Here is a 22,001-nt window from a genome sequence, read left to right as displayed (position 1 = left end):
CCCGCCGGCTCTGATATAATCCGCGAAATTCTGTGACCCGACCGGAGGGCCCGATGGCCGGTGAAAAAGACACCACATCCATAGCCGACTTTGAAAAGTCGCTGGATGAGCTTGAAAAGCTGGTTCGCGAGCTGGAACAGGGCGAGCTGTCGCTGGAACAGTCCCTGAGTGCATTCGAGCGTGGCGTGAAGCTGACCCGGGAATGCCAGCAGGCACTCAAGGGTGCCGAGCAGCGGGTCGAACAGCTGGTGCAGAACAGCGATGGCAGCCTGGAAACCCGACCATTCTCGCCGGATGACGCCGACTGATGACCGTACCGAACAAAGCGGCAATGGATTTTCTGGAGTCCTGCCGCGCTCTCGTCGACGCCGAGCTGGACCGCTGTATTGATCAGAGTGCCGCTTCCGATCGCCTCCAGGAAGCCATGCGCTACAGCGTGCTGGGTGGCGGCAAACGCATCCGGCCTGCCCTGTGCCTGGCAGCAGCAAGATCACTGGGCCAGAACGGTGACGGCACCCTGGCACCCGCCTGCGCTGTTGAGCTGATTCATGCCTATTCACTGATTCACGATGACCTGCCGGCGATGGACGACGATGAGCTGCGCCGAGGACGGCCCACCACTCACATCGCTTTCGATGAGGCCACAGCCATTCTGGCCGGAGACGCGCTCCAGGCACTGGCCTTCGGGCTGCTTGCCAACGGCTCCGGACTGGACAGCGAGGCGCGCCTGGCCATGGTTCAGGAACTGGCCCGCGCCGCCGGCCATCAAGGCATGGTTGGCGGTCAGGCCATTGATCTGGAGTCGGTCGGCAAGACCCTGAACCTGGCTCAGCTGGAAACCATGCACCGGCACAAGACCGGTGCCCTGATCGAGGCGAGTGTCCGGATGGGAGCATTGAGTGCCGGGCGAGTGGAGGTCGAAGCGCTTGAGGCGCTGACAACCTATGCGCGGGTATTGGGCCTGGCCTTCCAGGTGCAGGACGACCTGCTGGATATCGAGGGCAGTACCGACGTTATCGGCAAGCCCCAGGGCTCCGATGCGGCCCGCTCGAAGCCCACCTACCCGGCGTTGCTGGGGCTGGAAGGTGCCCGGGAGCATCTGGCCGAGTTACTGGAGACGGCCAAATCGAGCCTGGAGAGATTCGGACCGGAAGCAGATCCACTGCGGGCGATGGCGGATTACGTGGTGGCACGAACCCATTGAACCACCCTGCCCCAAAGGCGCACACTTGTCGTAACTTATTTTGAAATCACTGGATCATCCCAAAAGACCCGAGCAGATGCAGGATACTTACACTTTCAAGGAAATCCCGTCACAGCGGCCGAATACCCCGCTACTGGACCGGATTGATGTGCCGGCCCAGCTCCGTGAGCTGCCGGCGGAACAGCTGACGCAGCTGGCCCGGGAACTGCGGGCGTTCCTGCTGTGGTCCGTCGGCCAGACCGGGGGGCATTTCGGGGCCGGACTGGGCGTCCTGGAGCTGACCGTTGCCCTTCACTATGTCTTCAACACTCCGGAGGACCGTCTGGTCTGGGACGTGGGCCATCAGGCCTACCCTCACAAGATTCTCACCGGCCGCCGGGAGCAGATGGGCAGTATTCGCCGCAAGGGCGGGCTGGCCGGCTTCCCCAAGCGCGCCGAAAGCGAATACGACACCTTTGGCGTGGGGCACTCCAGTACCTCCATCAGCGCCGCCCTGGGCATGGCCATTGCCGCCCGTATGCAAAAAACCGGACGCAAGAGCATTGCCGTGATTGGCGATGGCGCCATGACCGCGGGCATGGCCTTCGAAGCGCTGAACCACGCCGGCCACCTGCATGCCAACATGCTGGTGATCCTGAACGACAACGACATGTCGATCTCGCGTAACGTTGGGGGCCTCTCCAACTATTTCGCCAAACTGCTCTCCAGCCGCACTTACAACCAGGTCCGGGACAGCAGCAAGAAAGTGTTGCAGGGCGCGCCGCACCTGATGGCTCTCGCCAAGAAAACCGAGGAACACTTCAAGGGCATGATTGCGCCGGGCACCCTGTTCGAGGAACTCGGGTTCAACTACATCGGCCCCATTGATGGCCACGACCTGCCGCTGCTGGTAGAGACCCTGGAGAACATCCGCGAGCTGGACGGCCCGCAGTTCCTCCACGTGGTGACCACCAAGGGCAAAGGTTTCGCCCCGGCCGAAGCCGATCCGATCGGCTATCACGCCATCAACAAGATTGAACCGGTGCCACCGAGCAAACCGGAGCCGGTCGTGCCCAAACCGGCCAAACCGAAGTACGCCAACGTCTTCGGCCAGTGGCTGTGCGATGCCGCCGAGCAGGACGAACGCGTGGTGGGAATCACCCCGGCCATGTGTGAAGGTTCGGACCTGCTGGCGTTCTCCCAGCGCTTTCCGGACCGCTACTTCGATGTTGCCATTGCCGAGCAGCACGCCGTCACCCTGGCTGCCGGGCTGGCCTGTGATGGCGCCAAGCCGGTCGTGGCGATTTACTCGACCTTCCTGCAGCGGGGCTACGACCAGCTGGTTCATGACGTTGCCATCCAGAATCTGGACGTGCTCTTTGCCATCGACCGGGCCGGCCTGGTGGGCGAAGACGGGCCGACCCATGCCGGCGCATTCGACATCAGCTACCTGCGCTGCATCCCGAACATGATCGTGATGACCCCATCGGACGAGAACGAGACCCGGCAGATGCTCCACACCGGCATGCTGTTCAACGGCCCTGCCGCAGTTCGCTATCCCCGCGGCACCGGGCCGGGTGCGAAGATCGAACCTGAGCTCAAACCGCTGGAACTCGGCAAGGGCCGTCGTCTCCGGGAAGGCAACGGTGTTGCCATTCTGAACTTCGGCACGTTACTCGCACCTGCGCTGGAAGCAGCCGAGGCACTGGGCGCCACGGTTGCCGACATGCGTTTCGTCAAGCCGCTGGACGAGGAACTGGTCCTCGAATTGGCCGAGCAGCACGATCTGCTGGTGACTCTGGAAGAGAACGTGGTGGCCGGTGGTGCTGGCAGCGCGGTTACGGAATTCCTTAACCGCCATGAAGTCGTCCAGCCAGTCCTGCAACTGGGGCTGCCCGACACCTTCATCGATCATGGCAAACACGGAGAACTGCTCAGTGACTGCGGCCTGGACGCCGAAGGCATCCGGTCGGCCATCGCCGAACGTCTCGATCGGCTCCAGCGCTCCAGCCTGAAAGCGGTAAAGTAACCACTGATACCAACGAAAAAGCCCGCGCTTCCGGACGCGGGCTTTTTCGTATGACTGAAGATGCCGGACAGGTTACTCCGGATCGTCGTCCTGGTGCGTCTCCAGCCAGTGGCCCAGTTTGCTCTGCTTGGTGTTGAGATAGCTCTCGTTATGGGGATTGCGGCCAACATGCAGCGGGACCCGCTCGGCGATATCGATGCCATAGGAGGCCAGCGCCTTGACCTTGCGAGGATTGTTGGTCATCAGTCGCAGACTGCGAATTCCGAGGTGCTCCAACATGTCCTTGCACATGCTGTAATCCCGCAGGTCGGCGGCAAAGCCCAGCTGCTCATTCGCCTCCACGGTATCGGCGCCCTGGTCCTGGAGATGGTAGGCACGGATCTTGTTCAGCAACCCGATGCCCCGGCCCTCCTGGCGAAGGTACATCAGGATCCCGCGCCCCTCACGGGCGATGCTGCGCAACGCTTCTTCAAGCTGGTAGCCACAGTCACACCGCATGCTGTACAGGGCGTCACCGGTTAGGCACTCAGAGTGGGTGCGGGCCAGCATTGGCTCGTCACTGTCCAGATCTCCCAGAGTCAGGGCAATGTGCTCCTTTCCGGTATCCGGCTCTTCGAAACCGTGCATGTCAAACACCCCGAACGGGGTTGGCAACCGGCAGGTCTGGATGTAACGAACAGCCACAGTGTTTCCTCGTGGTTCAATCAATCGGGGCGCGCATTCTATCACGTGGCCGCCTGCTTGGCGTAGTCCCGACACAGCGGGCTTTCCCGCCCCGGGACGACACCGGACACTACGCTCCCTTCCCGGGGCCGGATCAGGCCTGGCCGGCAACCCAGTGGCCACTGCGCCCGCCCTTTTTCTCGAGCAGCCGCACATTGTCTACCACCATGCCACGATCCACCGCCTTGCACATGTCGTACAAGGTCAGGGCGGCAACGCTGGCCGCCGTCAGCGCCTCCATCTCGACTCCGGTCTGGCCGGACAGTTTGCAGCGGGTCAGGATATGAACGGAGGCACCATCCTCTCCCGGCTTCAGCTCCACCTTCACGGACGTCAGGTTCAGGCTGTGGCAAAGGGGAATCAGTTCATGGGTCTTTTTCGCCGCCATAATACCCGCCACCCGGGCGACTGCCAGCACATCACCCTTGGGGTGCTCGCCTTCGATGATCATGTTCAGGGTTTCCGGGGCCATACGAATGGTAGCCTCGGCACGGGCTTCGCGTTCGGTCACGTCCTTATCGGTGACATCGACCATGCGGGCTTCGCCCTTGTCGTCCAGATGAGTCAGTTTGCTCACAGTTGCTCCAGAGACACGTTTGGAAATGGATTGCACTGAAGCTGCCAGCATACCAGACGGAGTGCAGGGCAGCCTTGATATCTAACCGGCTGAGGGCCACCAGAAACGGATGCCGGCAACGCCCTGGCCACCCGACCGGCGCGCCCGGACCTGTTCTGTCGGGCCCACGCCTCCAAGGGCATAAACGGGAAGGACCGCTCGAGACGCCAGGGATTCGAAACGCTCCCAGCCCATGGCCGGGCGCCCGGGATGGCTTTGGGTCGGTTGCACCGGGCCCAGAGTGGCATAATCGGCGCCAATGGAGGCCGCGTGGGCCAGCTGGTCGGCATCGTGGCAGGACACACCGAGCCAGACCGACTCTGGAACCGGACGGGCGGTCAGAGCCTCTGCCTCCCGCCACGGCAGGTGCAGCCCGCCAGCATCCGGAACCGCCTCGAACACCCCGGGGGCACCGTGCAGGATCGGGGTCAGGCCCTGGCCTGCGCAAAAGACCACGGCCTCCCGTGCGCGGGCTATGTAATCTTCCGATGCCAACCCGGGGGCACGCAGAACCACACAGGTGGCTCCGCTTGCCTTCAACTGTTCCAGTCCGGACTTGAGCCTGCACAGCTCCTGGCCCGGAGCGTCCATATTGCCGGTAATGGCCATGACACCGGGCAGCCGGAGGGCACGAATGACCGGGCGGTTAGCTACCGGAAAATCCTGATCCCGGAGCTGATCCGGTTCCAGCCAGTCCACCGGCTGGCCCTCCTTGCCCTCAGGCTCTCCCGAGGCTTCCGTAGTACGCCAGACGTCGAGGAAAACCCGCTTGTCACCGTAGTCATGGCGAATACCGATCACCGGCTCGAGGGACGCCTCGGGGAGGCTCAGACCGGTCTCTTCCGCAATCTCCCGGACCAGCGCCTGCTGGACCGTTTCCCCCGGTTCAACCTTACCTCCCGGAAACTCCAGCAGCCCACCCTGATGCACGTGGTCCGGGCGGCGGGCAATCAGCACGCGCCCCTCACGGACAATCACACCGACCGCAACATGAATCTCACGCACCGGGCTTTGTGTCACGGCCATGATCAGGTCCGGTACTCCGCATTGATGGTCACGTAATCGTGGGAGAAGTCACAGGTCCAGACGGTCTCCCGGATGTCGCCGCGTTTGAGGTCGATGGCGATGGTGATTTCCTCCTGGTCCATCACCGCCTGCCCTCGCTCCTCGGAGTAATCATCGGCGCGGCCGCCCTGGCGCACCAGGCAGACATCGCCCAGGAAGATTTCCAGAGCCTGGAGATCGAGATCGGGAACCCCGGCCCGACCTACCGCCGCCAGGATTCGACCCCAGTTCGGATCGGAGGCAAACAACGCAGTCTTCACCAGCGGCGAATGAGCCACGGTGTAGGCCACATCGAGGGCTTCCTGCTGGGTAGCCGCACCGCTGACATCGATGGTGACAAACTTGGTGGCACCCTCGCCATCGCGGACAATGGCATGGGCCAGATCCAGATAGACCTGCTGCAACGCTTCGCGCAACGGCGCCAGCTCAGGGCAGTCGGCGGTAATTTCCGGGCCACTGTAATGGCCGGAAGCCATCAGCATGCATGCGTCGTTGGTGGAGGTGTCGCCATCGATGGTGATCCGGTTGAAGGATTTCTCGCCCAGCTCCGAGGCCAGTGTCTGCAGGACATCGGGAGCAATCCGCGCATCCGTGGCGATGAAACCGAGCATGGTAGCCATGTTCGGGCGGATCATGCCGGCGCCCTTGCTGATTCCGGAAATCGTCACGGTATGGCCACCAAGGTCAACCTGGCGGGATGCCCCCTTGGGCCGGGTATCGGTGGTCATGATTCCGCTGGCCGCCTCGGCCCAGCGATTCTCCGAAGTACCGGAGAGGGCCTCGGACAGGGCCCCGATAATCTTGCCGACCGGCAGAGGTTCACCAATCACGCCGGTGGAAAACGGCAGCACCTCGTCGGCATGGACACCGGCATTGTCCGCCAGCGCCTCACAGCAGGCGACGGCGTCCTTCATACCCTGCTCGCCGGTGCCGGCATTGGCATTGCCGGTGTTGACCAGCAAATACCGGGGCGCAGTACGGGCCAGGTGTTGGCGGCTTACGGTGACCGGTGCGGCACAGAACTGGTTTTGGGTGAAAATGCCCGCCACACGACTGCCGGGGGCGAGCTCGAACACCACCACATCCTTCCGGCCGGGTTTCTTGATGCCGGCACTGGCTATACCCAACTTGACGCCAGCTACCGGGAAAAACTCGGGTAAGGTGCCTGGACCTACCGCCATCCTGCCTCTCCTCTCACTCAATCCAGATACAAACTTTCAAAACGCAAAAACCCGCAGCCTGCACTCGTCAGGTTGCGGGTCTTTGACCGGTCTCAGCGCCCCGTGGTCAGCTGACCTTGCCGCAGCACTGCTTGTACTTCTTGCCGGACCCGCAAGGACACGGCTCGTTTCGCCCCACCTTGCGCTCATTGCGAACAAAGGTTTCCGGCGTCGCGGATTGCCCCGCACCCTCGCCCTCACCTTCCGCCTGGCTCTGGGCGGTGGCACTGGTCTCATCATGCCGCATGCGGGCACGGGCCAACTCCCGTTCGAGTTCGGCCTTGCGACGACGCTCCACTTCTTCCATTTCCTCGGGCGTCTGCACCCTGACATGGCACAGGATACGGGTGATATCCCGCTTCATGGTCTCCAGCATGTCTTCAAACAGGTTGAACGCCTCGCGCTTGTATTCCTGTTTCGGGTTCTTCTGGGCGTAACCACGCAGGTGGATACCCCGACGCAAGTGATCCATGTTGGACAGATGCTCTTTCCAGAGGGTATCCAGCACCTGCAGGAACACCTGCTTCTCGAACTTGCGCATGGCTTCGGAACCGGCGATCGACTCCTTGGCTTCATAGGCCGACACGATCTCATCGAGGATCTTCTCCCGCAGACTTTCCTCGTAGAGCTTGCTGTCTTCCTGAAGCCACTGCTGGATCGGCAGCTCGATGGCCATTTCGGACTGCAACTGGGATTCCAGACCCGCCACATCCCACTGTTCCGGCATGCTCTGGGGCGGAATGTACTCGTTGATCAACTCGCTGACCACATCCTCACGGATGGTCTTGACCATGTCCGAGATATCCTCGGAGGACATGACCTCGTTGCGCTGGTCGTAGATCACGGTACGCTGGTCATTGGCCACGTCATCGTATTCCAGCAGGGTCTTCCGCATGTCGAAGTTGCGGCCCTCCACCTTGCGCTGGGATTTCTCGATGGCGTTGGTCACCATACGGTGTTCGATGGCCTCGCCTTTCTTCATGCCCATGGCCTGCATCAGACTCTTCACACGATCCGGAGCGAAGATCCGCATCAGGTTGTCTTCCAGTGACAGGAAGAAGCGGGATGAACCGGGGTCACCCTGACGACCGGCACGACCACGCAGCTGGTTGTCAATCCGGCGCGACTCGTGGCGCTCGGTGCCGATGATATGCAGGCCGCCGGCTTCCAGGACCTGATTGTGGCGTTCGGTCCACTCGGCCTTGCGCTTGGCAATCTCTTCCTCGGTGGGGTTTTCCATCGCCGCCACCTCGTATTCCCAGTTACCACCGAGAACAATGTCGGTTCCCCGACCGGCCATGTTGGTGGCAATGGTTACCGCACCCGGCCGGCCGGCCTGGGCTACGATCAGGGCTTCGGACTCATGCTGTTTGGCGTTCAGGATCTTGTGGTCGATCCGCGCTTTCTTCAGCAGCATCGAGAGCAACTCGGAGGCCTCGATGGAGGCGGTACCAACGAGAATCGGACGACCCTCAGCGGTGACATCCTTGATCTCGTCAATAATGGCGTGGAATTTCTCTTCCTGGGTGAGGTACACCAGGTCGTTATAGTCGATACGCTGGATCGGCTTGTTGGGCGGGATCACCACCACGTCCAGGCCGTAGATCTGCCGGAATTCGAAGGCTTCGGTATCGGCTGTACCGGTCATGCCGGCAAGCTTTTCATAAAGGCGGAAGTAGTTCTGGAACGTGGTGGAGGCCAGGGTCTGACTCTCCGCCTGGATCTTGACCCCTTCCTTCGCCTCGATGGCCTGGTGCAGACCCTCGCTCCAGCGACGTCCGGGCATGGTCCGGCCAGTATGCTCGTCAACAATGACCACCTGGCCACCCTGGACTATGTAATCGACATCCTTCTGGAACAGGTGATGGGCCCGCAATGCGGAGTGCACGTGGTGCAGCAGGCTCAGGTTCGAAGCAGAATACAGGCTCTCACCCTCGTTCAGCAGGCCACGGCTCAACAGCAGCTCTTCGACCTTCTCGTGACCGGCTTCGGTCAACTCCACCTGCCTGGATTTCTCATCGATGGTGAAGTCGCCGGAGGGATCGCCCTCTTCGGACACCTCACCCTGTTCAAGGCTCGGCACGAGGGCATTGATGGCCTGATAGAGCTTGGAGCTGTCTTCGGCCGCACCGGAGATAATCAGCGGGGTGCGGGCCTCGTCGATAAGAATGGAGTCCACCTCGTCGACGATCGCGAAATTCAGCCCGCGCTGGACCTTGTCCTCGGTGCTGAACGCCATGTTATCGCGGAGATAATCGAACCCGAACTCGTTGTTGGTACCGTACGTGATGTCCGCCTGGTAGGCTGCTTTCTTCTCTTCGGGCGCCTGGCCGGCAACGACCACGCCCACTTGCATACCGAGGAAGCGATAGAGCTTGCCCATCCAGTCCGCATCCCGGCGAGCCAGATAGTCGTTGACCGTGACCACATGCACGCCCTTGCCGGAGAGGGCATTGAGGTAGACCGCAGCGGTCGCCACCAGGGTCTTGCCCTCACCGGTTTTCATTTCCGCGATCCGGCCTTCGTGCAGGGTAATACCACCAATCAACTGGACGTCGTAATGACGCATGCCCATGACCCGACGGCTGGCTTCACGGACGGTGGCAAAGGCTTCAGGCAACAGGGCGTCAAGGCTTTCGCCCTCTTCGACGCGGCGACGGAACTCAGCGGTCTTGCCCTGCAACTCGGTGTCGGAAAAATTGCCAAACTGCTCTTCAAGTTCATTGATGCGTGCGACAACTTTTCGCATCCGCTTGATTTCTCTGGCATTTTTGCTGCCGAACATCTTGGTTGCAAGCTTTGTGAACATAGACCACTGCTTCTTTAATTAAACGAGGGAAGCCGGCATTCTAACCTTATTTTCCAACAGGACAAAAGGCGCACCTCACAAGTGCAGGATTGAAAGTGCCGGAATGCCAACAACTTGCCCTCCGGAGCGCACAATGCACACCCGGAGGGAATGAGAGAGGAACCGGGAAAACCGCGGAGAGGCCAGGCCAGGACTTAACGGTTGGCTCGGGCAATGTATTTCACAGGATCCTTGGAGCGACCATTCTGCAGGACCTCAAAATGCACATGAGGGCCCGTAGACCGACCGGTACTGCCCATCAGCGCAACAACCTGCCCCTTCTGGACTACGTCCCCGGTCTTTACCTTGACGGTCTTGCAATGCCCATACCGGGTCACCAGACCATCACCGTGGTCAATTTCCACGAGGTTGCCATAGCCGTAACGCTCGCCGGCCCAGGTAACGACGCCTCCGGCAACGGCAATGATATCGCTACCGTCCTTACCCGCGAGGTCGACCCCGTCGTGCCAGGTCCGCTTGCCCGAGAACGGATCGGACCGGTAACCGTACTTTGACGACAACCAGCCCCAGGTGATCGGCCGGCCCTCAACATACATTTCTTCTTCAAGCTTCTGGCGCGAAGCCAGCTTGTCCAGAAGGCGCAGTTGCTGTTCACGATCTGCCAGCTGCGCTTCCATACGTTCGATCATGTCCGTCAATGCGGGTGCCGAGAAGGATTCCCGGGTTTCCGGCCCCTCCGGACCACCGACGGCTGGCGGCTCATCGAAGTTGAATTCTTCGCTGGCAACCAGCCCGGAATCAACAAAGCGCTGCCCCAGGGCATCCAGGCGCAACATGCGCCCCTGGAGCTCGCCGAGGCGCAGGGTCAGGGCATCGATCTGTTCACCAACCTGTTCTTCAACGGCGGCCAGTTCCTGTTGCTGTGCTTCCAGCTTGCTTTTCCAGTGCGCCACCAGTTCTGACGGCGTTGGCTCTTGTGCTTTGGCCTTGCTGATGGCCACCTGGTAGCCGCTCCATACTGCCGCACTGATCAGAGCGAGCCCCAGAACCAGCATAGCGGCCAGGAACTTGCCATTCAGCGCGACAACGCGGGACTTCCCGTGGTGTTTGCCTACGAGGATAATGTTCATATCGTCTTCTGGTTTCATCGGGGAGCCGCAAGCCTGATCCTGTCGTGTTGCGGCCCGGGATGTCCGAATGGGTTAGCCTTTCCCTGGCAACAACTACGTACTGAATAATCGCAGCGCCCGCTGGACATAGGTATTTGTGACAATGTAAAACGAGTCTGAAGCGGGCACTACCCTCAAACCGTGCCGAAGTGTAACCAATCGTAAATGGAACCGTCGAGTAAAAACGCATCAATGAGCCGGAAACGTGAACAAAAAATGAGCTTCGACAAGGTCGGCGGAAACCCCGCCCTACGGGAGCTCATGTCCAAGGCCGAACTGCACCGGCAGGCTGAAGAGCAGGTCCTGGGCGCGCTTCCGGAAGAACTGGTCGGTGGTGTTCGCTTTCTCAGCTGCCATGACGGTGAACTGATACTGTCGGCCGCCAACGCCACACGGGCCAGCCAGATCCGGTTCCGCCAGCACGAGATTATGGCCAGCGTCAGGGAGCACGAACTGTTCCGGTACGTATGGAAACTGAAAGTGAAGGTAGCGCCGCCGCGCTTCAGAGAAAAAAGGCGCGTTGAAAAGCAACCCTTGAGTAAAGAAAATGCCCGGCTCCTCGAAGAGGAGGCCGGGCACACGAAGGATAAAGCTTTACGCGAGGTTCTCGAAAAACTCGCAAGCCACGCCCGCGATTAAGGCTTCCCGCCTTAACCCTGAGCCGCCAGCACAGGCTTCATGTAGGAGATAGGAGCCGTTGCCTCGTCATCAAAGGTAACCACTTCCCATGCATCCTCTTCGGCCCGAAGCTTACGGAGCAGTTTGTTGTTCAGGTCGTGACCGGATTTTACACCGCGGAACTCACCGATCAGGCTGTTACCGAGCAGGTACAGGTCGCCAATGGCATCCAGCACCTTGTGCTTGACGAACTCGTCGTCGTAACGAAGACCGTCTTCGTTCAGAATCTTGTAGTCGTCAACCACGATGGCGTTATCGACAGAGCCACCCAATGCCAGATTCATTGCCCGTAGCTTCTCGATATCCCGCATGAACCCGAACGTCCGGGCGCGGGAAACTTCCTTGACGAAAGAGGTGCTGGAGAAGTCCACGGTCGCAGTCTGGGCACGGCCCTTGAAGACCGGATGGTCAAAGTCGATACCGAAGGAGACCTTGAAACCCTCGAAGGGCAGGAAGGTCGCTTTCTTGTCGCCCTCTTCCACGGTAACTTCGCGCTTGATGCGGATAAAGCGCTTGGCTGCGTCCTGCTCGGCAATGCCCGCAGACTGCAGCAGGAACACAAACGGTCCGGCGGAGCCGTCCATGATGGGCACTTCGGCCGCACTGAGTTCCACGAAGCAGTTATCAATACCGAGACCAGCCATGGCCGACAGCAGGTGCTCTACTGTTGCCACACGGACACCGTCTTTTACCAGCGTCGTGGACAGCATGGTCTCACCCACATTTTCCGCACAGGCGCGAATCTCGACCATCGGGTCAAGGTCCGTCCGGCGGAAGATGATACCCGAGTCTTCCGGGGCCGGCTTCAGCGTCAGGTAAACCTTCTCCCCTGAGTGCAGGCCAACACCGGTCGCACGGATGGTGTTTTTGAGTGTCCGTTGTCTGATCATCGGTTCATCATTCCGTCACAAAATGGCGATATTCTGGGCAAAAAACTGCCCGGAGAATATCAGAAATTAAGCCTGAGTACCATTTGACCAAGTGGGCTTTGCCTTAAATTTACACAAAGCCAACATTCGGCACTCAACGCACGCGATTTCCGGCTGTCAGGTTCCCTTATTCGGCAAAAAAGCCGAGATGGATTCCTGTACGCAGTACCGGCTCAAAGTTGCGACAGATTATCAATCAGCCTGGCGACGAAGGAATGCGGGAATGTCGAGATAGTCGACACCCTGCTCTTCGCTCTCCTTGTTCTGATCGATAGCCACGTTCCCGCTGGATACCGCACGACGACGCAGAACCGCCGGGCGGTCCAGCTGGTTATAGTCGGTCGTGCCGTCCAGGGTACGGGTGTTGTCGACAACTTTCGTCGGCTTTTCACGGTCACCACCAAGACCTGTGGCGACAACGGTCACCTTCAGCTCGTCGGTCATTTCCGGATCGATCACGGTACCCACCACGACCGTCGCGGAATCCGACGCGAATTCACGCACAATGTCGCCAACCTCGGAGAATTCACCCAGGTTGAGGTCCATACCGGCAGTGATATTGACCAGAATGCCCTTGGCGCCCTGGAGATTGATGTCCTCGAGCAGCGGACTGCGTACCGCGGCTTCAGCAGCTTCGCGGGCACGGTTTTCACCGGTGGCGCGGGCGGTACCCATCATGGCCATACCCATCTCGGACATGACAGTCTTCACATCCGCGAAGTCGACGTTGATCATGCCATTGCGGGTGATCAGATCGGCAATGCCCTGAACCGCGCCAAGCAGCACATCGTTGGCTGAGGCAAAGGCATCCAGCAGGCTGGTCTTCTTGCCCATGACCGCCAGCAGCTTCTCATTGGGGATGGTGATCAGGGAGTCAACGCTCTCTTCGAGCTCCTTCAGTCCCTCTTCGGCGACACTCATACGCTTGCCACCCTCGAACATGAAGGGCTTGGTGACCACAGCCACGGTCAGGATACCCAGTTCCCGGGCCACCTCGGCAACGATCGGGGCGGCTCCGGTACCGGTACCACCACCCATGCCCGCGGTGATGAACACCATGTCGGCGCCTTGCAGGGCTTCGGCGATGCGGTCACGGTCCTCCAGGGCAGACTGACGCCCCACTTCCGGATTGGCCCCGGCACCCAGGCCCTTGGTGATGTTGCCACCAAGCTGGATCACCTGCCGCGCATCCAGGTCGGTCAGTGCCTGGGCATCGGTATTGGCGCAGATAAACTCCACGCCTTCAACGTCGCTGTTAAGCATGTGACGTACGGCATTACCACCGCCACCGCCAACACCGACGACTTTAATGACAGCATTTTGCTGGACATTATCGACGAGTTCGAACATTTCCCCTACTCCTTCGTGCTGTAGACAGCCTATCCAGGCTGTTTTTTCGAGATTTGTGTTTTCGAGATACCTTCGTGTACTGCTCGTCCTGGCCCGTCAGAAATGACCGGTAAACCAGGCTTTCATGCGCTCAAACAGCGAGGGGGCCTCTTCCCCCTTGAGCACGGGCGCCCGCCCAAGATCCATCTGGCGGAAGCCATGGATCAGCAACCCCACGCCCGTGGCGTAGATGGGGTTGTTGACCACTTCCGTCATACCGGATACCGCCTGCGGAGAAGCCAGGCGTACCGGCATGTGGAAGATCTCCTCGGCCAGCTCCACCACACCTTCCATGGTGGAGGAACCGCCGGTAATCACGATGCCCGCCGGGATCAGGTCCTCGAACCCGGACCGGCGCAATTCCGATTGCACCAGGGTGAACAGCTCCTCATATCGAGGTTCGACCACCTCTGCCAGCGCCTGCCGCGAGAGATCCCGCGGAGCGCGGTCGCCGACGCTCGGCACCTTGATGGTTTCATCGGCGCCTGCGAGCTGGGTCAGCGCGCAGGCGTACTTGATCTTGATCTCTTCGGCGTTTTGGGTCGGAGTCCGCAACGCCATGGCGATGTCATTGGTGACCTGGTCTCCGGCAATGGGAATGACCGCCGTATGCCGGATGGCCCCGCCGGTAAACACCGCAATATCAGTGGTCCCGCCACCGATATCCACAACACAGACTCCCAGTTCCTTCTCGTCTTCGGTCAGGATGGCGTGACTGGACGCCAGCTGTTCCAGGATGATGTCATCCACTTCCAGGCCGCAGCGTTTCACGCACTTTTCAATGTTCTGGGCAGCATTCACCGCACAGGTAACCAGATGCACCTTGGCTTCCAGGCGAACGCCGGACATGCCCATCGGCTCCTTGATGCCCTCCTGGCTGTCGATCACGAACTCCTGGGGAAGGATGTGCAGGATCTTCTGGTCTGCCGGAATGGCCACCGCCTGCGCAGCGTCGATGACCCGGTCGATATCGGCCTGGGTCACTTCCCGGTCACGGATGGCCACGATGCCATGGGAGTTCAGGCTCTTGATGTGGCTGCCGGCAATACCCGCATAGACCGAGTGGATCCGGCAGCCGGCCATGAGCTCCGCCTCCTCAACGGCGCGCTGGATTGCCTGCACGGTGGTCTCGATATTGACCACCACACCGCGCTTGAGGCCCCGTGACGGATGGGAGCCAATGCCCACCACCTCGATGGTGCCGTCCATTTTGCGCTTGCCGACGATCGCAACCACCTTCGAGGTTCCGATATCGAGGCCAACAATCATGTTTTCCGTTTCAACCGATGACATGTATTCCACCAAACCGTTGGTCTGTCGTTAAATTGCTATGAATTCGGTCCGGAAGCCGCGACCGCCTGCTTCCACTGCACCGCCACACCATTGGTGTAACGGGCATCGACCCTGCTGACTTCGTCCGACCGGGACGCCAGCCGGGTCTCGTAAACTGTCATGAAGCGTTCAAAACGCTCGTCCACCTGATCCCTTCCAAGAACCACCTCGATGCCATTGGCCAGCGTCAGGGTCCAGGCTCCCCGGGCTTCCAGCGCCAGCCCGGCGAAGCCGAGCCCATGGCTGACCAGACGATCATTCATCGACTGCGCCATGCGAATCACTTCCCGCACCCGTTCATCCGGACCCGCCAACCGCGGCAGACGACCCGCCACCTCGGGATTGGGGGGTGTGAAGAGCTCGCCGGTCCGGCTGACGAGGCGCCCGTCGGTCCAGTAGGCCAGCGGCTTTTTCTCCCGCACGTCGATCACCAGCCGGTCCGGCCAGACCCGGCGCACTGCCGCGGAGGCCACCCAGGGCCGCTGCTCCAGTGCTTCCTTGATGTCGGACAGGTCGGTTGCAAAATAGCTTTTCCCGATCCAGTTACCGGCTTGTCGTTCGATAGCTACCCGACTGTCCCCGACAAAGTCGCCGTTAACGTCGATTGCCAGGATCTGCTGATCCATGGCACCAAGAACCTTGCCTGTCCCCCATGGCACCAGGGCCGCCAGCAGGACAATCAGTGCCCCCAGCCCCACCTGCAGCCAGGGCACAGCCGCGAGAATGCCTTTGAGAACACCAAACCGGTCCCGCTCGGGACCGAGGGACGTCGCCCCCCGGCGCCGCGGGGGATCGGACGGAAACGCCCGACTCCGGATCAGCAGGTTCTCAAGCATTCGCCTCCTCCAGGGTGTCGCGTAGAATCCGCACCACCAGTTCTTCAAACCCGATACCAGCCGCCCGCGCCGCCATCGGTACCAGGCTGTGGTCAGTCATGCCGGGGACCGTGTTCACTTCCAGCAGCCAGAACCGGCCATCGGCATCCTGCATGACATCCACCCGCCCCCAGGTCCGGCAACCCACCACCCGGAAGGCATCCAGGGCAAGTTGCTGGAGCCGGATCTCATCCTCCGGCGCCAGTCCACAAGGAATCCGGTAATGGGTGTCATCGGCCAGGTACTTGGCTTCGTAGTCGTAGAACGCATGCTCGGTGCTGGCGCTCAGACCAATGGCCGGTAGTGCCCGGTCCTGCAACAGGCTCACGGTGAACTCCGGTCCTTCAATCCACTCTTCCACCAGCACCAGGTCGTCCATGGCTGCGGCAGCCCGGTACGCTTCCACCAGCCCGGATTCGGAAGTCACCTTCCGGATACCGATACTGGATCCCTCGTGAGCCGGCTTGACGCTCAGCGGCGCGCGCAGTTCAGCCATGATCCGGGCGGCCTCGTCCTCGGAGGTCATGGCCCGGAATCTGGGGGTTGGCAGACCGCAGCCCTCGAACACGTACTTGGTGCGCAGCTTGTCCATGGCCAGCGCCGAGGCCAGCATCTCGCTACCGGTATAGGGAATGCCGGCCTGGGACAGGATCGCCTGCAATGTTCCGTCTTCGCCGCCCCGGCCATGCAGGGCGATGAAAACCCGGTCAAAATCCGGATCTTCGACGGTTTTCAACAGGCAACCCCGAACATCAACGCCAAAGGCGTCCACACCAGCGGACTGCAACGCCGCCAGCACGGCCTTGCCGCTCTTGAGGGAAACCTCCCGTTCGGCGGAATCGCCTCCCATGAACACGGCAACCCGGCCCAGCGCTTTCACCAGTGCGGGATCCGCCTGGTAGTCCTGTATCTCGTTGTGGTGCATATCAGTCACCAGAAATTACTCCCGCTGCCGCCAACCGGGCAGCCACACCGCCAATATCCCCGGCGCCCTGGGTAATCAGCAGGTCGCCATCCTGCAGCACATTGGCCAGCAGGTTCTCGATTTCACTGTTGTCTTCTACAAACACGGGCTCCACCATACCGCGCTGGCGAATGCTCCGGCACAGGGAGCGGCCATCCGCTCCCGGGATCGCCGGCTCTCCGGCGGCATACACGTCCATCAGCAGGAGACCGTCCACCTCGGACAACACCCGGACGAAGTCCTCGTACAGGTCCCGGGTGCGGGTGTACCGATGCGGCTGATACAGCATCACCAGGCGGCGGTCCGGCCAGGCGTCGTGGGCGGCACGGATGACAGCCTCCACTTCGGTCGGGTGATGTCCGTAATCGTCCACCAGGGTGATGGTGCCCCTGGTGGTCTGGTAATCGCCGTAAACCTGGAATCGGCGGCCAACGCCGGCGAACCCGGCCAGGCCCTTGCAGATGGCGTCATCCGCCACACCCTCGTCAGTTGCCACGGCAATGGCGGCCAGGGCATTCAGCACGTTATGGCGACCCGGCATCCGCAGCTCCACCGGCAGGTCACTTCGACCGCCCGGGCGTTTGACCACAAAACGGGTTTTCAGGCCATCGCAGGTAATCTGCTCGGCCCGGTAATCTGCCTCGGGGTTATCGATACCGTAGGTGACGATAGCCCGGGAGATTCGCGGGATAATCTCCTGTACGTAATCGTCGTCCACACACATGACGGCCACGCCGTAGAACGGCAGGTTGTGGAGAAAGTCGACAAACGTCTGCTTCAGCTTCTCGACATCGCCACCATAGGTATCCATGTGATCGGCTTCGATGTTGGTCACCACGGAAATCACCGGGGTCAGGTGGAGGAACGAGGCATCGCTCTCGTCCGCTTCCGCCACCAGATAGCGGGAGCCACCCAATTGAGCATTGGTACCCGCACTGTTGAGCTTTCCGCCAATCACAAACGTGGGATCGAGTCCCGCTTCGCCCAGCACCGAGGCAATAAGACTGGTGGTTGTGGTCTTGCCATGGGTGCCGGCAACGGCAATGCCGTGACGGTAACGCATGATCTCGGCCAGCATCTCCGCCCGCGGTACGATCGGTACCCGACGGCTCCGGGCCGCCGCCACCTCCGGGTTGTCGGAATTGACCGCTGTGGATACCACAACCACATCGGCACGGGCGCTGTTCTCCTCCCGGTGGCCGATCTGGACCTCCACACCCAGCGCCTTCAGCCGATCGGTAACCGGCCCTTCCTTCAGGTCGGAGCCAGACACCTCGTAACCCTGATTTTTCAGGACTTCGGCAATGCCACTCATGCCGGCGCCACCGATCCCGACGAAATGGATGTGGCGGATCCGGCGCATCTCCGGAACCTGATAGACCAGTGGCGGATTCGTTGCATCAGCCATTGGCGGCCTCCAGACAGTAATTCACGACTCTCTCCGTTGCATCCGGGCGGGCCAGCGTTCTTGCAGCCTTCGCCATATTCATGACCCTGGTCCGGTCCTTTGCCAGGTCTTGCAGGGTTTCAGCCAGGACTGACGGAGTCAGCTTTGGCTGCGGAATCAGCACCGCCGCCTTTGCATCCACCATCTGACGGGCATTGGCCGTCTGATGGTCATCCACGGCATGGGGGAACGGCACCAGGATCGCTCCGATTCCCGCCGCACAAAGCTCGGACACCGTCAGTGCGCCCGAGCGACAGATAACGACATCCGCCCAGCTGTAGGCTTCGGCCATATCCCTGATAAACGGTTCGATACTGGCCGACACGCCCTGCGCCTCGTAAGCGGCTCTCGCCTCGTCCAGATTTTTTTCCCCACACTGATGGCGTACCTGCGGCCGATCAGCCTCGGGAATGAGGGCCAGTGCTTCCGGCAACTGCTGGTTAAATACCCGGGCTCCCAGGCTGCCACCAACCACCAGCACCTTCAGCTGGCCAGTGCGACCGGCCATTCTGTTTTCCGGTTCAGTGAGGCTGGCCAGATCCTGACGCACAGGGTTGCCGGTGCACCGGGTCACCACGCCAGCCCCGAAACTGCCGGGAAACGCCTCGAGCACGGTCTTGGCGAAGCGCACCAGAATCCGGTTGGTCATCCCGGCAATCGCGTTCTGCTCGTGAATCACCAGGGGGGTGCGGGTCAGCCAGGCGGCGACTCCGCCCGGCCCGGTTACAAACCCACCCATGCCGACGACACAGTCCGGACGAACCCGCCGCATAACGGTGAACGCCTCCCCCAGGGCCCGCATCAGGCGGAAAGGCGCCAACAACAGGGCCAGTTTCCCCTTGCCCCGGAGACCGGAAATGTGGATCAGTGACAGAGGAATATCGGTGTCGCCGACCAGTCTCTGCTCCATACCACCGCTGGCACCCAGCCAGTACACTTCATGACCCTCGGCCTCAAGGGCCCGGGCCGTGGCCAGCGCCGGGAAAACATGCCCCCCGGTACCGCCAGCCATCATCAGGAAACGACGGGATTCAGTCATAAACCGCCCCTCCCCGGTTCTTTGATCGGTTCTTCTCACCGGCCACGCGTACCTTATCCAGCCGTTCCATTTCAATCCGCGCAAGCACGCCGAGGCTGACACAGGTAATCATCAGGCTTGAGCCACCATAACTCACCAGCGGCAGGGTCAGCCCCTTGGTGGGCAGCAGCCCCGTGCTGACTGCCATGTTTATTCCCGCCTGAAGCCCGATCAGAAGGGTCAGGCCATAGGCAAAACAGGCACCGAACGGCATTCCGGCTTTCTCGGCCCGCCGGGCGATCACGAAGCCGGAAACAACCAGGACCGTGAACAGTGCCAGTACCAGCAATGACCCCATCAACCCGAATTCTTCCGCAATGATGGCGAAAATGAAGTCGGTATGGGCCTCCGGCAGGTAGAACAGCTTCTGGATCGAGTTGCCAAGGCCAACGCCCGCCCACTCGCCTCGACCAAAGGCAATCAGCGACTGGGTCAGCTGGTAGCCGGTATCAAACTGGTCTTTCCATGGGTCCAGATAACTCACTACCCGCTTGAGCCTGTAGGGCTGGGTGAGTACCAGCACGGTGCCCAGCGCCACAAGTATCACGATCAGCGGCAGGAACCGGGTCAACCGGACGCCACTGAGAAAGATCATGCCCGCCGCAGCGGAAACCAGGACCACCGTGGCGCCGAAATCCGGCTGGATAACCAGCAGCACCGACGCTACCCCCAACACCACCAGTGGTTTCAGAAACCCGGGCCAGGTGTTGAGCAGTTCATCCCGGCGGCGCACCACATAACCGGCGAGATAGGCAATCAGACACAGCTTTGCCACCTCGGACACCTGCACGTTAAACAGTCCGAAGGGGATCCAGCGGGTGGAACCGTTAACAGTGCGTCCCAGAGGGGTCAGTACCAGGACCAGCACCAACAGTCCGATCCCCAGCAGCAACCAGCCACTGCGTTCCCACCAGGCTACCGGCACGTTGACCGACACCAATGCCAGAACACACCCCATGGCTGCGAACAGCAACTGGCGAATCACATAGTGGTAACTGCTGCCTGCGGTTTCCGCTGCCATGTCCATGGACGCAGAGGAGATCATCACCACGCCGATTACCATCAACGACGCCGCACAAAGCACCAGCACCGGCAGAGGCTGGATCTCGGCCAGCCAGTGGCTACGGTTCGGGAGGCTGATTCCGGCTGACATCACAGGGCCTCCACCAGATCGCGAAACTGGTCGCCGCGATCCTGATAATCGCGGAACATGTCAAAGCTGGCGCATGCGGGTGACAGCAGCACCCGGTCCCCCGGCAAGGCAGCTTCCCGGGCAACCGCGACGGCTTCGGCCAGCGAGCCGGCACGAACGGTCTGAATTCCGCTGCCAACGGCCTCGGCAATCCGGTCCGCATCGGTGCCGATCAGCACGACCGCCCGGCAATACAGGGTAGCGGGCGCCTCAAGGGGCGAAAAATCGGCGCCCTTGCCATCCCCACCGGCGATCAGCACCACTTTTCCTTGCTCCGGGGCGAGGCTTTCGATAGCTGCCACGGTAGCGCCCACGTTGGTGCCCTTGGAGTCGTTGATGTAATCGACGCCCTCCAGGGTGCGGACGAATTCGCAGCGGTGCGGCAGGCCGCGAAACTCCCGGGCCACCTCGAGCATCACATCCATCGGGAAGCCCGCGGCGTGTCCAAGTGCCAGCGCCGCCATGACATTGCTGACGTTGTGACGGCCGAGAAGCCGGAGTTCACTGGTCAAAATCAGGTTGTCGAATCCGAACGTGATCCAGGTGCCCTGATCGTCATCCCTGGTGCTGAAGGTATCCGGATTTACCCGATGAAAGCCGAAACACAGGAACCGCAGCGTATCGCGGGCCATCGGCGTGCTCAGGGCATCGTCCAGGTTGACGATGGCGTTCTTCGCGCCCCGGAAAATCCGCTGTTTGGCCTGGAAATAGGCCATCTTGTTCGGATAACGATCCATGTGGTCATCGCTGACATTCAGCACCGTCGCAGCCAGGGCATTCAGCTCGTCCGTGGTCTCCAACTGGAAACTGGACAGCTCCAGCACATAGAGATCGGCGCCACGTCCCAGCAGATCCAGGGCCGGAGTCCCGATATTGCCTCCGACCTCCACCTTGCGGCCGGCAGCCCGGGCCATCTCGGCCACCAGGGTAGTGACGGTGGTTTTGCCGTTCGATCCTGTAATGGCGATGATCGGCGCATCGGCAGCCTCCGCAAACAGGTCAATGTCGCCCCGGATCCGGGCTCCCTGCTCGGCCGCAGCGGCTATGGCCGGTTCCGCGATACTGATACCCGGACTGACCACCAACTCATTGAATCCGGCGAACAATCCGGCATCGAAGCCTCCAAGGTGAACCGGAACCTCGGGCCAGTTCGAGCGCAATTCGTCCAGACCGGGCGGCACCATGCGGCTATCCGCCACTGCGACCTCCCGGCCCTGTTCGGACAGATAACGCACGCAGGAAAGCCCGGTCTTGCCGAGCCCTACCACCAATGTGCGACGATCCGAAACAATGACACTCATAG

18 protein-coding genes and 1 pseudogene are annotated in these 22,001 nt (G+C 61.0%); 4 read left to right on the top strand and 15 right to left on the bottom strand.

Annotated elements, in window-relative coordinates; all coding sequences use genetic code 11:
- Positions 1-53: 53 nt before the first annotated feature.
- From MD273_RS14620 to dxs, 3 genes are all read left to right on the top strand, one after another.
- Positions 54-308: an exodeoxyribonuclease VII small subunit gene (locus tag MD273_RS14620; RefSeq protein ID WP_239038543.1), complete on the top strand. Its 255-nt coding sequence runs from the start codon at positions 54-56 to the stop codon at positions 306-308.
- Positions 308-1,204 carry a polyprenyl synthetase family protein gene (locus tag MD273_RS14615; protein WP_239038542.1) on the top strand — a complete coding sequence of 299 codons (897 nt, stop codon included), beginning with the start codon at positions 308-310 and terminating at the stop codon, positions 1,202-1,204. Before MD273_RS14620 ends, MD273_RS14615 begins: the two co-directional genes overlap by 1 nt.
- A 76-nt stretch (positions 1,205-1,280) precedes the next feature.
- The gene (gene dxs, locus MD273_RS14610; RefSeq protein ID WP_239038541.1) at positions 1,281-3,212 is read left to right on the top strand and encodes a 1-deoxy-D-xylulose-5-phosphate synthase; all 1,932 of its coding nucleotides are present in this window, start codon (positions 1,281-1,283) and stop codon (positions 3,210-3,212) included.
- A gap of 72 nt (positions 3,213-3,284) precedes the next feature.
- Here dxs and ribA read toward each other — a convergent pair whose 3' ends face one another.
- The 6 genes from ribA to MD273_RS14580 form a co-directional block, all read right to left on the bottom strand.
- The gene (gene ribA / locus MD273_RS14605; RefSeq protein ID WP_239038540.1) at positions 3,285-3,896 is read right to left on the bottom strand and encodes a GTP cyclohydrolase II; all 612 of its coding nucleotides are present in this window, start codon (positions 3,894-3,896) and stop codon (positions 3,285-3,287) included.
- A gap of 133 nt (positions 3,897-4,029) precedes the next feature.
- Entirely contained in the window at positions 4,030-4,563 is a 534-nt protein-coding gene (gene moaC, locus MD273_RS14600; RefSeq protein ID WP_239038539.1) for a cyclic pyranopterin monophosphate synthase MoaC, read from the bottom strand.
- 30 nt (positions 4,564-4,593) lie between these two features.
- On the bottom strand, positions 4,594-5,577 hold the full coding sequence (locus tag MD273_RS14595; protein ID WP_239038538.1) for a Nudix family hydrolase: 984 nt from the start codon (positions 5,575-5,577) through the stop codon (positions 4,594-4,596).
- A gap of 2 nt (positions 5,578-5,579) precedes the next feature.
- On the bottom strand, positions 5,580-6,797 hold the full coding sequence (gene argJ / locus MD273_RS14590) for a bifunctional glutamate N-acetyltransferase/amino-acid acetyltransferase ArgJ (RefSeq protein WP_239038537.1): 1,218 nt from the start codon (positions 6,795-6,797) through the stop codon (positions 5,580-5,582).
- Between the two features lie 106 nt (positions 6,798-6,903).
- Positions 6,904-9,645, bottom strand: coding sequence for a preprotein translocase subunit SecA (gene secA, locus MD273_RS14585; protein WP_239038536.1), 2,742 nt, complete (start codon positions 9,643-9,645; stop codon positions 6,904-6,906).
- A 194-nt stretch (positions 9,646-9,839) separates the two neighbouring features.
- Entirely contained in the window at positions 9,840-10,775 is a 936-nt protein-coding gene (locus tag MD273_RS14580) for a M23 family metallopeptidase (protein WP_239038535.1), read from the bottom strand.
- A 231-nt stretch (positions 10,776-11,006) separates the two neighbouring features.
- Here MD273_RS14580 and MD273_RS14575 point away from each other — a divergent pair, with 231 nt between their 5' ends.
- Positions 11,007-11,453 carry a DUF721 domain-containing protein gene (locus tag MD273_RS14575; RefSeq protein WP_239038534.1) on the top strand — a complete coding sequence of 149 codons (447 nt, stop codon included), beginning with the start codon at positions 11,007-11,009 and terminating at the stop codon, positions 11,451-11,453.
- A gap of 11 nt (positions 11,454-11,464) precedes the next feature.
- Here the strand turns inward: MD273_RS14575 and lpxC are convergent, their stop codons facing one another.
- From lpxC to murD, 9 genes and pseudogenes are all read right to left on the bottom strand, one after another.
- Positions 11,465-12,382 carry a UDP-3-O-acyl-N-acetylglucosamine deacetylase gene (gene lpxC, locus MD273_RS14570; protein ID WP_239038533.1) on the bottom strand — a complete coding sequence of 306 codons (918 nt, stop codon included), beginning with the start codon at positions 12,380-12,382 and terminating at the stop codon, positions 11,465-11,467.
- Positions 12,383-12,781: 399 nt separating this feature from the next.
- Positions 12,782-13,771, bottom strand: a pseudogene (ftsZ, locus tag MD273_RS14565) (cell division protein FtsZ); the annotation flags it as partial.
- A gap of 96 nt (positions 13,772-13,867) precedes the next feature.
- Positions 13,868-15,103 carry a cell division protein FtsA gene (gene ftsA / locus MD273_RS14560; RefSeq protein ID WP_239038531.1) on the bottom strand — a complete coding sequence of 412 codons (1,236 nt, stop codon included), beginning with the start codon at positions 15,101-15,103 and terminating at the stop codon, positions 13,868-13,870.
- Between the two features lie 35 nt (positions 15,104-15,138).
- On the bottom strand, positions 15,139-15,978 hold the full coding sequence (locus tag MD273_RS14555) for a cell division protein FtsQ/DivIB (RefSeq protein ID WP_239038530.1): 840 nt from the start codon (positions 15,976-15,978) through the stop codon (positions 15,139-15,141).
- Positions 15,971-16,942: a D-alanine--D-alanine ligase gene (locus MD273_RS14550; RefSeq protein WP_239038829.1), complete on the bottom strand. Its 972-nt coding sequence runs from the start codon at positions 16,940-16,942 to the stop codon at positions 15,971-15,973. Before MD273_RS14550 ends, MD273_RS14555 begins: the two co-directional genes overlap by 8 nt.
- Position 16,943: 1 nt before the next feature.
- The gene (gene murC / locus MD273_RS14545) at positions 16,944-18,389 is read right to left on the bottom strand and encodes a UDP-N-acetylmuramate--L-alanine ligase (protein WP_239038529.1); all 1,446 of its coding nucleotides are present in this window, start codon (positions 18,387-18,389) and stop codon (positions 16,944-16,946) included.
- The gene (murG, locus tag MD273_RS14540; protein WP_239038528.1) at positions 18,382-19,467 is read right to left on the bottom strand and encodes an undecaprenyldiphospho-muramoylpentapeptide beta-N-acetylglucosaminyltransferase; all 1,086 of its coding nucleotides are present in this window, start codon (positions 19,465-19,467) and stop codon (positions 18,382-18,384) included. The genes murC and murG overlap by 8 nt, the downstream gene beginning before the upstream one ends.
- Positions 19,460-20,659 carry a putative lipid II flippase FtsW gene (ftsW, locus tag MD273_RS14535; RefSeq protein ID WP_239038527.1) on the bottom strand — a complete coding sequence of 400 codons (1,200 nt, stop codon included), beginning with the start codon at positions 20,657-20,659 and terminating at the stop codon, positions 19,460-19,462. The genes murG and ftsW overlap by 8 nt, the downstream gene beginning before the upstream one ends.
- Positions 20,659-21,999, bottom strand: a complete 1,341-nt coding sequence (murD, locus tag MD273_RS14530; RefSeq protein WP_239038526.1) for a UDP-N-acetylmuramoyl-L-alanine--D-glutamate ligase — start codon at positions 21,997-21,999, stop codon at positions 20,659-20,661. Before murD ends, ftsW begins: the two co-directional genes overlap by 1 nt.
- Positions 22,000-22,001: the final 2 nt, after the last annotated feature.

Origin of the sequence: Marinobacter sp. C7 (assembly GCF_022343555.1) — a bacterium.
Taxonomy (GTDB): domain Bacteria; phylum Pseudomonadota; class Gammaproteobacteria; order Pseudomonadales; family Oleiphilaceae; genus Marinobacter.
This window is presented reverse-complemented; position numbering and strand designations above follow the sequence as displayed.